At 68.3% G+C, this 12467-nt stretch carries 10 protein-coding genes; 4 read left to right on the plus strand and 6 right to left on the minus strand.

All coding sequences use genetic code 11. The features are described from left to right. Positions 1–58: 58 nt before the first annotated feature. The 4 genes from ACU4E7_RS04465 to ACU4E7_RS04480 all read right to left on the minus strand — a co-directional run bounded on the left by ACU4E7_RS04465 (position 59) and on the right by ACU4E7_RS04480 (position 4586). Positions 59–1579 carry a 3-hydroxyacyl-CoA dehydrogenase gene (locus tag ACU4E7_RS04465; protein WP_447020770.1) on the minus strand — a complete coding sequence of 507 codons (1521 nt, stop codon included), beginning with the start codon at positions 1577–1579 and terminating at the stop codon, positions 59–61. A 14-nt stretch (positions 1580–1593) separates the two neighbouring features. Further along, on the minus strand, positions 1594–2646 hold the full coding sequence (locus tag ACU4E7_RS04470) for an NAD(P)H-dependent flavin oxidoreductase (RefSeq protein WP_238123297.1): 1053 nt from the start codon (positions 2644–2646) through the stop codon (positions 1594–1596). Between the two features lie 70 nt (positions 2647–2716). Next, positions 2717–3514, minus strand: a complete 798-nt coding sequence (locus tag ACU4E7_RS04475; protein WP_447020771.1) for an enoyl-CoA hydratase/isomerase family protein — start codon at positions 3512–3514, stop codon at positions 2717–2719. 163 nt (positions 3515–3677) lie between these two features. Next, entirely contained in the window at positions 3678–4586 is a 909-nt protein-coding gene (locus tag ACU4E7_RS04480) for an IclR family transcriptional regulator (protein WP_447020772.1), read from the minus strand. 323 nt (positions 4587–4909) lie between these two features. Between ACU4E7_RS04480 and ACU4E7_RS04485 the strand changes: the two genes are divergently transcribed. Beyond that, complete coding sequence (locus tag ACU4E7_RS04485; protein ID WP_447020773.1) at positions 4910–6454, plus strand: class I adenylate-forming enzyme family protein; 1545 nt, start codon at positions 4910–4912, stop codon at positions 6452–6454. 45 nt (positions 6455–6499) lie between these two features. Here the strand turns inward: ACU4E7_RS04485 and ACU4E7_RS04490 are convergent, their stop codons facing one another. Next, positions 6500–7513: an NADPH:quinone oxidoreductase family protein gene (locus tag ACU4E7_RS04490; protein ID WP_447020774.1), complete on the minus strand. Its 1014-nt coding sequence runs from the start codon at positions 7511–7513 to the stop codon at positions 6500–6502. A 10-nt stretch (positions 7514–7523) separates the two neighbouring features. Then, positions 7524–9086 carry an AMP-binding protein gene (locus ACU4E7_RS04495; RefSeq protein ID WP_447020775.1) on the minus strand — a complete coding sequence of 521 codons (1563 nt, stop codon included), beginning with the start codon at positions 9084–9086 and terminating at the stop codon, positions 7524–7526. Positions 9087–9375: 289 nt separating this feature from the next. Here ACU4E7_RS04495 and ACU4E7_RS04500 point away from each other — a divergent pair, with 289 nt between their 5' ends. The 3 genes from ACU4E7_RS04500 (at position 9376) to ACU4E7_RS04510 (ending at position 12463) form a co-directional block, all read left to right on the plus strand. Then, positions 9376–10500 carry a C4-dicarboxylate TRAP transporter substrate-binding protein gene (locus ACU4E7_RS04500; protein WP_447020776.1) on the plus strand — a complete coding sequence of 375 codons (1125 nt, stop codon included), beginning with the start codon at positions 9376–9378 and terminating at the stop codon, positions 10498–10500. A gap of 77 nt (positions 10501–10577) precedes the next feature. Next, positions 10578–11159, plus strand: a complete 582-nt coding sequence (locus tag ACU4E7_RS04505; protein ID WP_238123290.1) for a TRAP transporter small permease — start codon at positions 10578–10580, stop codon at positions 11157–11159. After that, positions 11159–12463: a TRAP transporter large permease gene (locus ACU4E7_RS04510; RefSeq protein ID WP_447020777.1), complete on the plus strand. Its 1305-nt coding sequence runs from the start codon at positions 11159–11161 to the stop codon at positions 12461–12463. Before ACU4E7_RS04505 ends, ACU4E7_RS04510 begins: the two co-directional genes overlap by 1 nt. Positions 12464–12467: the final 4 nt, after the last annotated feature.

Below are 12467 nucleotides of genomic sequence, written 5' to 3' on the forward strand. Positions count from 1 at the left end.
TGAAGCCCGCCGCCGGCATCCCGGCGGCGGGCTTTTTCGTCGGGCCCCGCGCGGCCACTCAGCCGCGCGCCGCTTCCGGCGTGACCAAGGGCAGGCCGGTCAGCGCGCGGCGCTTCAGCCAGGCGCTGGGCCGGTAACGCGGGTCGCCATAGAAATCCTGCATGCCCTCGAGGATGCGCAGCACCTGCGCCGGGCCGATCGCCTCGCCCAGGCTCAGCGGCCCCTTGGGATAGCCCAGCCCGATGCGCACGAACGTGTCGATGTCGCCCGGCTCGGCGATCCGCTGCTGGGCGATCTCGCAGGAGATGTTGACGATGGTGGCGACGATGCGCTGCGCCACAAAGCCGACGCTGTCATTGATCACCGAAACCGGCCGGCCGCCGCGGGCCAGCGCCGCATGCAGCGCGTCCCGGTGGGCGGCGGCGGTGTTCACCGTCAGCATCAAGGTGATGCGGCCCTCGAAATAGAGCGGATCCACCGCCGCCGTCCGGGTGGGATCGAGCCCCTGGGCGCGCGCCGCCGAGGTGGCGTCCTGGCCCACCGGCGTCACCAGCGCCAGCGCCTCCGGGCCGGGCCGCTCCCCCTCGTCCAGGGGCACGCCGGCGGCCTTCAGATAGGCCACCACGGGCGCCGCCAGGGCGGCCTCGGCCCGCGACACCCACACCGGGCGCAGGGCGACATCGGGCGCCGCCGGCTCGGCCGGCACCACCTGCCTGCCATCGGGATAGGCATAGAAGCCCTCGCCCACCTTGCGGCCATACAGGCCGGCGGCGATGCGCCGGGGCGGCAGCGGGCTGGGGCGCAGCCGCGGGTCCTGATAGAATTGATTGTAGATGAGCTCGGTCACGGCGAACGACACGTCGAGCCCGGTCAGGTCGAACAGCTCGAACGTGCCCATGCGGAATGACACCGCATCGCGCATGATACGATCCACGGTCAGCGGATCGCTCACGCCCTCCTGCACCACCCGCAGGCCTTCGGTGTAGAGGCCACGGCCGGCGTGGTTGATGAGGAAGCCGGGGCTGTCGATGCAGCGCACCGCCTGGTGGCCGCAGCGGACGGACACCGCGAACAGCGCCGCCATCACCGCCTCCTCGGTGCGCTCGCCGGCGATGATCTCCACCACCTTCTGCAGCGGCACCGGATTGAAGAAATGGAAGCCGGCCACCCGCCCGGGGCGCGCGCAGCCGGCGGCCACCGCCGTCACCGACAGGGAGGAGGTGTTGGTGGCGAGAATGGCATCGGCCGCGACGATACCCTCAAGCTCGCGGAACAGGGCGATCTTCACATCGAGCCGCTCGGCCACCGCCTCGATCACCAGATCCGCGTCCCCCATGTCGGCGAGGCTCTCGGCGATAACAATGCGGTCGGTGGCGGCCTGGGCGCTCTCGGCGCTCAAGGTGCCTTTGGCGGCGGCGCGCTTCAGCATGTCTGCGATGAAGGCGAGGGCGTTGTCGGCCGCCGCCCGGTTGCCGTCGAACATGCGCACCCGATAGCCGGCCTGCGCCATCACCTGGACGATGCCCCGCCCCATGGTGCCGGTGCCCACCACGCCGATGGTGGTCAATTCCCTGGTCATTGCGTTTCTCCCTGTCACGCTGCCGCGACGTCCGCGGCCGCGCGCGCGGCCGCTTCCGTGGCGCCCGGCAGGCGCGTCGCATCGAGCACGGCGAGCGCCCGGCCCGCCTCTCCCAGCAATTGGTCATAGATGTCCGCCAGCGGCGCGACCCTGTCGGCGAACACCGCCGCCTGGCCCATGGCCAGCATGCCCTTCTCCACGTCGCCGCTGGCATAGGCCTCGAACTGCACCTTGCCTTCCACATGGGCGCGGTAGGCCTCGAAATCGGCGATGCCCGCCGCCTCCATCTCCGCCACCTGCCGCGCAGTGCCGTTGTCCATCACCCGATAGGTGTTGCGCAGGATCGACAGCACCAGCCGCGAGGCGCGCTCATCGGCCGCGATGATCCGCTGCTTGTAGGGATCCTTGGCCCAGATCTCCTGCGCCACCAGGGTGCGGGTGCCCAGCACCACCCCCGCCGCGCCCATGGCGAGGCAGGCGGTGATCTGGCTGCCGGTGCCAATGCCACCGCCGATCACCACCGGCACATCGAGCCGGGCGGCCGCCAGCGGCGCCTGCACCATGGTGCCGATGAAATCCATGCCCGGATGGCCACCGCACTCCATGCCGACAATGGCGATGGCATCGGCTCCGTCCTTCACCGCCCGCGCGGCATGGCGCAGGATCGAGACCTTGTGCATCACCTTCGCCCCCGCCTCCTTCAAAGGGGGCAGGAAGGCGGACGGGGTGTTGCCGGCCGTCTCCACGGCGCGGATGCCCTCCTCCAGCAGCACTGCCACATGGCCATGCAGCATGGCGTTGGCCTCGGGCCGGTTGGAAATGTAGAGATTGACGCCGATGGGGTGGCCCTCCGCCAGGGCCTTGCATTTCTGCAGCTCCGCCCGGAACGCGCCGAGGTCGGGAAAGCTGCGGGCCGTCAGGAAGCCGAGGCCGCCGGCGCGGCCCGCGGCAGCGACATAATCCGCCGTCGACAGCCACATCAGCCCGCCGCACAGGATGGGATGGCGGATGCCGAACAGTCGGGTGATGCCGGTGGCGAACACGGGGGTCTGGTGGAGAGGGGTCATGGCTGCACCGCCTTGAAGGTCGCGCCGCGGCGCGGATGTCGGGAAAGGATCGCCGGGGGCGGGCCCGGGCTCAGCGCGCCTGAAAGCGCGGCGCCCGCTTGGCCATGAAGGCCGCGCGGCCCTCGGCGAAATCCTCGGAGGCGAACAGCACCGCCTGGGCGTCCACCTCGGCGGCCAGCATCGCGTCGAGGCTCGCCGGCATGCGCGCCACCATCGCCTTGGTCAGACCGAGCGACAGGGGCGCGAGGGTGCTCATGCCGGCGGCCAGGGCCTGCGCGGTTTCCAGCGCCGCGCCGGGCGCGGTGAGCACATCCACCAGGCCGAGCTTCTCGGCAGCGGCGCCGTCGAACTCCTGGCCGGCCATCATCAGATATTTGGCGCGTCCGGCCCCCAACCGCTGCACCAGGGTGTAGGCGGCGCCGAGATCGGGCATCAGGCCGATCTTGGCGAAATTGCAGGCGAAGCGGGCATCGCGGGCGGCCACGATGATGTCACAGGCGGCGGCCAGCGCGGTGCCGGCGCCGGCGGACCAGCCTTCCACCGCCGCGATCACCGGCTTCTCGCAGCTCCACAGCAGGCGGATGACGCGGTGGATGCGCTGCAGGCGCTTTCGGCCGGAAATCGGCGTGACCTGCTCCATGGTGGAGATGTCGCCCCCCGAGCAGAAGCACCCGGCGGCCCCGGTCAGCACGATGACCCGGCAATCCGGGTCCTCCAGCAGGTCCACCAGGCGATCGTGCAGCGCCTCGCGCAGCGTCAGCGACAGGGCGTTGCGGCGGCGGGGGTAGTCGAGAACCAGCGTGCCCACGCCGTCGACCACTTTCTTGTGAACCGTGCCCTGGCCTTCGGGCGCTGCAGTGGCGTTCATCCCGCTCATTCCTCCACACTGTTCCGCTAAGCGGAACTATATTTTATGGGGAGGGATGATAGGGTAATGATAGGGCGGCTGTACAGACAGCAACCGTAAAAGTGATGCATTAATTTCGCTTAGCGGTACACACCCAGCGCGAAAGCGGCTGAGACAAGCCGGTTCATCGCCCCATCATGGGCGAGATGGTGCGCGCCAGATGCACCAGCCGCGGGCCGAAATCCTCCACCATCCGCTTGGGATCGAGGGCGAAGGAGGGGCCGCCGCAATTCATGGCCATCACCGTGGTGCCGTCGGCGGAGATGAGCGGGGCGCCCACCGCGCGCACCTCGCGCTTCCATTCATTATCCACGTAGCAGAAGCCCCGCTCGTGGATCTCGGCGATGGAATCGAGCACCCGCGCCTTCAGGTCCGGCCAGTCCGCGCCATGGCGGCGGGCCAGCTGCTCGAACATCTCCTCGCGCACCGCATCGGACACCCCGGCCAGATAGGCCCGGCCGATGGCGCTGATGCCGATGCCGACCCGCGAGCCGATGTCCAGCCACAAGGTGGTCAGCGCGCTGGAGGAGCATGCATCCACATAGATGAGGCTGAGCCGGTCGCGGCAGGCCAGCGCCACCGAGGCATTGGCGTGGCTGGCCAGCTGCTGCATGTATTCGTGGGCGATCTGGCGCACGCGCATGTTGGCCAGCACCGGATAGCCCAGCGACAGGATGGACGCGGCCGGCTCGTACTTCCCCAAGCGCTTGATGAAATTGAGATAACCAAGCTCGGTCAGGGTGTAGGTGAGGCGCGAGACGGTGGCCTTCGGCAGGTTGGTGAGCTCCGACAGCTCGGTATTGCCCAGCGGCCCCTGCCCCGGTTTGAACGCGCGCAGAATCTCCAGTCCACGGGCGAGCGCCCAGATGAACTTGCGGTCATTGGCGTGCTTGGCGCTGATGTCGGCATCGTCGAAGATCAGCGGCACCGCAGAGCGCGAGCCCCGGGCCGCGCCCCCCGTCGTGCGCTCCGTCGTGCGCCCTTCCTGGGCGGGGCGGGCGACGGTGGTGCCCTTGGTTTTCTGCCTCGGCATTCTGTCCACTCGTTAGGGATGCCCACCCGGCGCCAACCGGCGCTGAGCCGGGACAGACATCGCGACCACGGCATCTTTTAACATATAGCTTCGCCCAGCGGAATTTAGCAGCGCTTTTCCGCACAGCGAATGCCGGCCGTGGCGTAAGATGCGGAAATGCGGGGCCACGCGCCCTATTTTGATCCGCTAGTCGACTTTCTTATTCCGTAAAGCGGAATTCATTTGCCGCAACCATGCGTTCTGCTACAAAAGACGAAACACGCCGCGGTGCCGGACCACCCCTTCGACCGCCCGCCGGACCAAAGAAGGAGAGGAAGCAGCCCATGACCACCACCACCGCGCCACTGGACCTGCCCCGGCGCGTCAGTGACCTGCCGCTGCGCTGGAGCGCCGAGACCCCCGACGCCATCGCCTATGACACCCGCAGCGGCCGCTTCACCTGGGGCGAGGTCGGTGCCGCCATCACCCGCACCGCCGCGCGCCTCACCGCGCTCGGGGTGCGGCCGGGCGACCGGGTGATGGTGATCTCGGAGAACGGCATCGGCACGGTGGTCCTGTTCTTCGCCATCACCCATCTCGACGCCTGGGCCTCCATCGTGAATGCCCGCATGTCCGAGCGCGAGATCGCCACCATGCGCGACTTCGCCGGCGTGCGCACGGTGATCTATGCGGTGGACGATTCACCGGCGGCGGCCAGGCACGCGGCAGCCCTCGCCGAGCTGCAGAGCATCGAGGATCCACTGTTCGGCCGCGCCCTCGCCACCCCGGCGGATGCCGCGAGCGTCGCCGAGCCGGTGCAGGCGAGCAACGACCAGATCGCCGTGCTCACCTTCACGTCCGGCACCACCGGCGCCCCCAAGGCGGTGATGCTGTCGCACCGGGCCGTGTCCTACACCGCCTACAGCCAATGCCTGTCGCGGCACCTGACACCCGCCGACGGCATCTATATCGTCTCGCCCCTCAGCCACTCCATAGGCCTGTCCAGCAACCTGCTGGCGGCCGCCATGGCGGGAGCGAAGGCCATTCTCGCCACGGGGTTCGATCCCGCCCACATGACGCGATCCATCCTCGATGGCGACACCACCTTCCTGGTGGCCGTGCCGCAGCTGTTCTCCCGCCTGCTGGATTATGCGGAAGCGCAGCAGATCGACCTGCGCCAAGGCCACGTCCGCGCCCTGGCCTGCGGCGGCGCCGCCCTCGACCCGACCCTGAAGCAGCGCATCCAGGCGGCCTTCGGCGTCGCCATCGGCAATGGCTATGGCGCCACCGAGATGGTGCCCGTGTGCCGCGTGCCCGATGGGGTGGATGTGGAAGCCAATGTGGTGGGAGTCGCCCAGCCGGGGGTCGAGATCCGCCTGGTGGGGAATGACGGCACCGATGCCGCCGATGGCGAGACCGGCGAAATCTGGGTGCGCGGCCCCTCGCTGATGTCCGGCTATTACCGCAACCCCCAGGCGACCGCGGAGGTGATGCGGCCAGGCGGCTGGCTCGCCACCGGCGACCTCGGCCAGCGCGATGCCGACGGCCATTATCGCATCGTCGGCCGCCTCAAGGAGCTGATCATCCGCTCCGGCTTCAACGTCTATCCCATCGAGGTGGAATCGGTGCTGGGCAGCCACCCGGCGGTGGGCCAGTCGGCGGTGGTGGGCCGCGATGTGCCCGGCAATGAGGAAGTGGTGGCCTTCGTCCAGCTGCTGCCGGGCCGGCAGGCCACCGCCGAGGAGCTGACCACCTACCTGCGCGACCAGCTGGCGCCCTACAAGATCCCGGTGGAGATCCGCATCGGCGAGCTGCCCATCGGCCCTACCGGCAAGATCATGAAGAGCGCGCTGAAGCGGGACGCGCAGAACACCCCCCTCGCCTCCTGATCCGCAAGCGGGGCACCCGGCCCGTGCCGGATGCCCCGCCCGGCCCTAAAGGTCCAGCAGCACCCGCCCCACCGCCTGGCGATCGGTGACGAGCCGCATGGCGTCGCGGAACTCGGCCAGCGGACGGCGGGCGTGCAGCACCGGCGCGATCCGTCCTTCGTGCCACCACGCCAGCAACTGCGCCATGCCCTGTCCATAGCGGGCGGCGAAGCGCGCGCGCTCATCCACCACGCCCCAGCCCACATACTGGCCAAGGTTAAAACCCGCCACGGCGATGTTCTTCAACAGGATCAAGTTGGTGGCAACGGTGGCGATGTCGCCGCCGACGAACCCCACCACCAGCAGCCGGCCATCCTCGTCCAGGCATCGCAGCGAACGCTCGAAGACCGAGCCGCCCACCGTGTCGAGGATCACATCCACCCCGCGCCCACCGGTCGCCTCCCGCGCCACCGTCTGGAAGTCGGCGGTGGTGCTGTCGATGACGTGGTCGACCCCGCGCCGGGCGAGAAAACGGCGCTTCTCCTCCCCACGCACCACCGCGAACACCTCGCAGCCATGGGCCTGGGCGATATCGACGGCGCCCAGCCCCACGGCACCGGCGGCGCCGTGGATCAACACCCGGTCGCCGGCCTTGATCTTCGCCCGCCACAACAGCGCGCCATAGGCCGTCATATAGGAGATGGGCAGGGCGATGGCGGCATCCAGCGGCAGCCCGTCCGGCACCTTGAAGACATGGCGGCGATGGATGACCGCCTGTTCCGCATAGGCACCGAAATCCGCCACCGCGCAGACCCGGTCGCCGGGGACGAGGCCGCTCACCTGCGGCCCCACCTCCAGCACCACGCCGGTGACCTCGGTGCCCGGGGAAAAGGGCAGTGGCGGCTTGCGCTGGTATTTGCCGGCCACCACCAGGGTGGTGGCCCAGCTGACCCCGGCGTGGCGCACCTCGATCCGCACGTCCTCGGGGTGCCGCAGCGGCGGCACCGGTACCCGCGTCAGCTCCAGCTCATCGAAGGGGCGCCAGCTTTCGCAGACGACCGCGCGCATGGTTGCGTTCATGATCATCCCCTCAGATCGCGCGGGCCTGGTCCTGCCAGAAGCGGTCGCGGATCTTCCGCTTCAGCACCTTGCCCACCGGGCTCTTGGGCAATTCCTCCCAGAACTCGTAATGCTTGGGCGTCATCACCCCGCTGAGACGCTCGCGGCTCCAGGCCCGCAGCGCTTCGGCATCCAGCGCCTGGCCGGGCGCCAGTTGCACCACGGCGGTGAGCGCCTCGCCCCACTTCTCGTCGGGAATGCCGATCACCGCGCAATCCTGGATCGCCGGGTGGGCGAGCAGCACCTTCTCCACCTCGCCGGGGAAGACGTTGAAGCCGCCGGTGATCACCAGGTCGCGCTTGCGGTCCACCAGGTAATAATAGCCGTCGCCATCGCGATAACCGAGATCGCCGGTATGGTGCCAGCCATAGGCGAACACCTCGCGGGTGGCCTCCTCCTGGTCCACATAGCCCGCCATCACCTGGTTCGAGCGGACCACGATCTCCCCCACCTCGCCATCGCCCAGCAGCTGGCCATCGGCGTTCATGATGCCGAGCACGGAGAAGGGCCCGGGCCGGCCGGCGCTGCGCAGGCGATGGGCCAGCTCGGGCTCCGCCACCGCCTGCGCATATTCGCCCGGCGACATCCAGGTGATGGTGGTGGCCACCTCCGTCTGCGCATAGAATTGCGCGAAGCAGGGGCCGAAGATGTCGATGGCGCGGCGGATCTTCTCCGGCGCCATGGGCGCCGCGGCGAACATGAAATAGCGCAGCGAAGAATAATCGAAGTCGCGCACCTGCGGGTGGTCCAGCAGCATGTAGATGGCGGTGGGCGGCAGCATGGCGGCCGAGATCCGCTCCGCCGCGATGACCTGCATGATCCGCAGGGGATCGTTCTTCGCCATCATGCGCACGGTGCCGCCCAAAGCGAAGACCGGCGGCGCCAGCGCCCCGCCCGCATGGGTCATGGGGGCGACCAGCAGAAACCGGGGCGGCGCCTCGAAACTCCACAGCGCGAGATAGGCCGCCACGTTCATCTCATAGGACAGGTGATTGTGGCGCACCCCCTTCGGCGTGCCCGTGGTGCCGCCGGTGCAGGAGATGCGGAACAGATCGGCGCTGTCCACCCGCCCCGCCGGATAGGCCACCGGCGTGGCGTCGAACGCCTCCAGCCGCGCGCGCAGCCCCGGCCCCTCGGCGCCCGCCGCATCGATGCAAATGGCGTGGGTGATGGAGGGCACCGCTGCCCGATAGGCCGCCACATCGGCCTCGAAGCTGGAATGGTAAAGCAGCGCCTTGGGACGCCCCACCTCGAGATGGTGGATATTGTCGGCCACGGTGTTGCGGACATTGAGCGGCACCCAGCCCGCCTCCGCCCGCAGAATACCGAGCGCCGCCACATAGCCGAACGCATCGTTGGGTGAGATGAAGGCCACGGCGTCGCCGGGCTCCACCCCCAGGCTCCGCAGCAGCCGGGCCACCTGATGGGTGAGCGCCGCCGCCTCCCGATAGGAGATCTCCGTCGCATCGTCGCTCAGGCACGCCCGCTCGGGCGAGAGCATGAGCCCCCGGTCAAAAAAGTCGATAACCCGCATGACGCTTCCTCGCTGTACCGCTTAGCGGAATCTTTTGCTCAGCCAAGCTCGCAACCGGGACGCCGGGAACACCGGAAACATTCACAAAGCGTTGCGCACTCGGCACGGCTTATTGTGTCGTTCTTCTGAAAAACACGCGAAAAATTCAGGGCCAACACCTCCCGCGACGGGGCGCTCTGGTTTGACAGCCTCGAGATTTTGCGATTATGTGATACCACTCTGCGAAACAAAAATCTCACAATAAATGGCGACCGTATCCGCAGGCGGCGCACCCCCCGGGAGGACATTCATGACGACGGCTCCAGGAGTATCGACCCGCCAAGCCCTGCCCGGGGCGCTGGTCGCGGCCGGCCTGCTGATCAGTTCGGCGGTCGCCGCCGGCGAGCTGAGCTACGGCAGCATCAGCCCGCCCACCCACGCCCTCATCACCGAGGGCTTCCAGCCCTATGCCGACAAGGTAAAGCAGGAGACCGGCGGCAAGGTGAGCTTCCAGCTGTTCAGCGGCGGCTCGGTGGTCAGCGCCAAGACGGTCCTGTCCAGCATCGGCGACGGGCTGGTCTCGTCGGGCTATGTGGTGGACGCCTACATTCCCCAGGTGCTGCCCAACTCGAACCTGTCGTCAGACCTCGGCGTCTATAACAACGACGCCCTGAGCGCGACCGCCGCCGCCACCGAATATCAACTCCTCAACTGCCCCGGCTGCCTGAAGGACATGGACAAGGCCGGCGCCGTCACCTTGGGGGTCCATTCGCTCGCGCCCTATGTGCTCATGTGCAAGACCGAGGTGAAGAACCTCGCCGACCTCAAGGGCAAGAAGGTGAAAACCGCGGGCCTGTGGGGCCGGCTCACCGCCGAGTTCGGCATGACCCCGGTGAACCTGCCCGTCACCGACATCTATGAGGCGCTGGAGCGCGGCACCCTCGACTGCGTGCTCGGCCCCGAGGGCTGGCTCAAGTCCTACAACATCTGGGATTCCGTGCGCTTCGTCATCGAGGAGCCCCTCGGCACCTGGGCCGGCGGTCACGGCATGGCCGTGAACAAGGCCGCCTGGACCGCCCTCACCCCCGACCAGCGCGCCGTGATGCTGGCCAACGCGCCGGCCCTGCTCACCGGCATGACCCTCGCCTATGACCATGAGGCGGCCATCGCCCGCGCCGAAGCCAAGAAGCGCGACATCACCTATGTCCCGACCCTTCCCGGCCTCGATGCCGCGTTCCAGCAGGCCCGCGAAGGCGTTCGCGCCGAAGCGGTGAAGAAGGCCGCCTCCCGCGGCGTCCAGGATCCCGAGGCGGCGGCCAGGACCTACCGCGCGCTGCTCGGCAAATGGGAGAAGATCGTGGCCGACGCCAAGGGCGATCGCACCAAGATCGAAGCCGCCATGAAGGCGGAGATCTACGACAAGCTGCCCAACTGAGCCCGGTCGCCCCATCCTTTGCGGCCCGGGTCGCGCGCCCGGGGCGTGGAGGATGGCGCTTGCCTGCGGAGCCCCCCATGTCTGTGTTCCGAATGTCGAGGCGCCTGGTGGAACAGGCGGCCAAGGCCAGCTATTTCGTCGCCGCGCTGTTCATTCTTGCCATGATGCTCCAGGTGGGCGCCGACGCGGCGGCCCGGACCCTGTTCGGCGCGCCCCTCACCGGCACGCTGGAGATCGTCTCCAACTGGTACATGGTCGGCATCACCTTCCTGCCCCTCGCCCTCATCCAGTTCCGCCACGAGCATCTCATCGTCGAGCTGTTCACCCAGAATATGAGCGCCCGCCGCATCGCCGCCCTCGATGCGCTGATGCAGCTTATTTCGGCCGCCCTGCTGCTGGTGTGGACCGCCTCGGCGGTGGAGATGGCCATGGCCAAGACGGCCATTTCCGAATCCCTCGACGCGGTCTTCTTCGAGGTGCCCATCTGGCCCACCCGCTGGATCTTCGCCTTTGGCATCGGCCTGTGCGGCCTCGCCTTCGCCCTGTCGGCCATCGAAACCATCTGGTTCGGCCTCACCCGCCGCAGCCTGGCGCCCAGCCCTGCGGGCACGCCGCAACAAAATCCGCACCACCGCGAACAGGATCAGGAACGCCCGTGATGACTTCCGGCATGGTCACCATCATCGTCTTCCTGCTGCTGTTCGCGCTGCTGGGCCTGCGCGCGCCCATCGCCATCGCGCTGTCCCTGGTCTCCATCCTCGGCATCGCCATGCTGCGCGGCACCGGCACCGCCTGGTCGGCCATGGCCGCCATCCCGTACGACTTCGCCGCCCACTGGTCGTTGTCGGCGATCCCGCTGTTTCTGCTGATGGGCGCCATCGCCTATCATGGCGGGCTCACCACCACCCTGTTCGCGGCCGCCCGCGTCTGGCTCAGCTGGATGCCCGGCGGCCTGGCGGTGGCGGCCAACGCGGCCAGCACCATGTTTTCCGCCGCCTCGGGCTCCAGCATGGCCACCGCCGCCGCCATGACCCGCCTGGCGGTGCCGGAAATGCTCAAGCGCGGTTATGACCCGGGCCTGTCCACCGGCGTCATCGCCGCGTCCGGCACCATCGGCGCCATGATCCCGCCCTCCATCGCCTTCGTGATCTACGGCTGGTACACGGAAACCCCGGTGGGCAAGCTGCTGATCGCCGGCATTCTCCCGGGCCTGCTGACCGCGGCCTGCTACATGGGCCTCATCATCGTCCGCGTGAAGCTCAACCCGGCGCTCGCACCAGCGGTGACCGAGCGCTATGGCTGGGGCGAGCGGTTCCGCATGCTGGCGGGCATCTGGCCGGTGCCGCTGCTGATTTTCTCGGTGATCGGCTCGATCTACACGGGGTTTGCCACCGCCACCGAATCCGCCGCCCTCGGCGCCATCGCCACCTTCGTGCTGTGCCTGATCCGCCGCTCGCTGGACTGGACCGCCTTCAAGGCGGCGCTGGCGGATAGCCTGCGGGCCTCCGCCACCATCTTCTTCATCGCCCTCGGCGCCGCCCTGTTCACCCGCTTCCTCGCCCTCGGCGGGGTGCCGATGCACATGGCCGAGGTGGTCAACGCCTTTGATCCCAATCCGCTCACCATCATCCTGGTGATGATCGTGCTCTACCTCGTCATCGGCATGTTCCTCGATCCCATCGGCATCATGCTCATCACGCTGCCGGTGCTGCTGCCGGCGTTCAAGGCGGTGGGCCTCGATCTGGTGTGGATGGGCGTGCTGGTGGTGAAGATGATCGAGATCGGCCTGCTCACCCCGCCGGTGGGGCTGAACATCTATGTGGTGAAATCGGTGATCGGCGATCAGGTACCCCTCGGCACCATCTTCAGGGGGGCGGCGTGGTTCCTGCTGGCCGAGGTGTTCATCGTCGCGCTGCTGATCGCCTTTCCCTCCATCAGCCTGTTCCTGCCGAGCCTGATGTGAGAGG

This window comes from Xanthobacter sp. ZOL 2024 (assembly GCF_052932325.1).

Excerpts from the sequence above, each read along its gene's own strand:
- ACU4E7_RS04465 (WP_447020770.1), bottom strand. The coding sequence starts at position 1,579 with ATGACCAGGGAATTGACCACCATCGGCGTGGTGGGCACCGGCACCATG.
- ACU4E7_RS04470 (WP_238123297.1), bottom strand. The coding sequence starts at position 2,646 with ATGACCCCTCTCCACCAGACCCCCGTGTTCGCCACCGGCATCACCCGA.
- ACU4E7_RS04475 (WP_447020771.1), bottom strand. The coding sequence starts at position 3,514 with ATGAACGCCACTGCAGCGCCCGAAGGCCAGGGCACGGTTCACAAGAAA.
- ACU4E7_RS04480 (WP_447020772.1), bottom strand. The coding sequence starts at position 4,586 with ATGCCGAGGCAGAAAACCAAGGGCACCACCGTCGCCCGCCCCGCCCAG.
- ACU4E7_RS04485 (WP_447020773.1), top strand. The coding sequence starts at position 4,910 with ATGACCACCACCACCGCGCCACTGGACCTGCCCCGGCGCGTCAGTGAC.
- ACU4E7_RS04490 (WP_447020774.1), bottom strand. The coding sequence starts at position 7,513 with ATGAACGCAACCATGCGCGCGGTCGTCTGCGAAAGCTGGCGCCCCTTC.
- ACU4E7_RS04495 (WP_447020775.1), bottom strand. The coding sequence starts at position 9,086 with ATGCGGGTTATCGACTTTTTTGACCGGGGGCTCATGCTCTCGCCCGAG.
- ACU4E7_RS04500 (WP_447020776.1), top strand. The coding sequence starts at position 9,376 with ATGACGACGGCTCCAGGAGTATCGACCCGCCAAGCCCTGCCCGGGGCG.
- ACU4E7_RS04505 (WP_238123290.1), top strand. The coding sequence starts at position 10,578 with ATGTCTGTGTTCCGAATGTCGAGGCGCCTGGTGGAACAGGCGGCCAAG.
- ACU4E7_RS04510 (WP_447020777.1), top strand. The coding sequence starts at position 11,159 with ATGACTTCCGGCATGGTCACCATCATCGTCTTCCTGCTGCTGTTCGCG.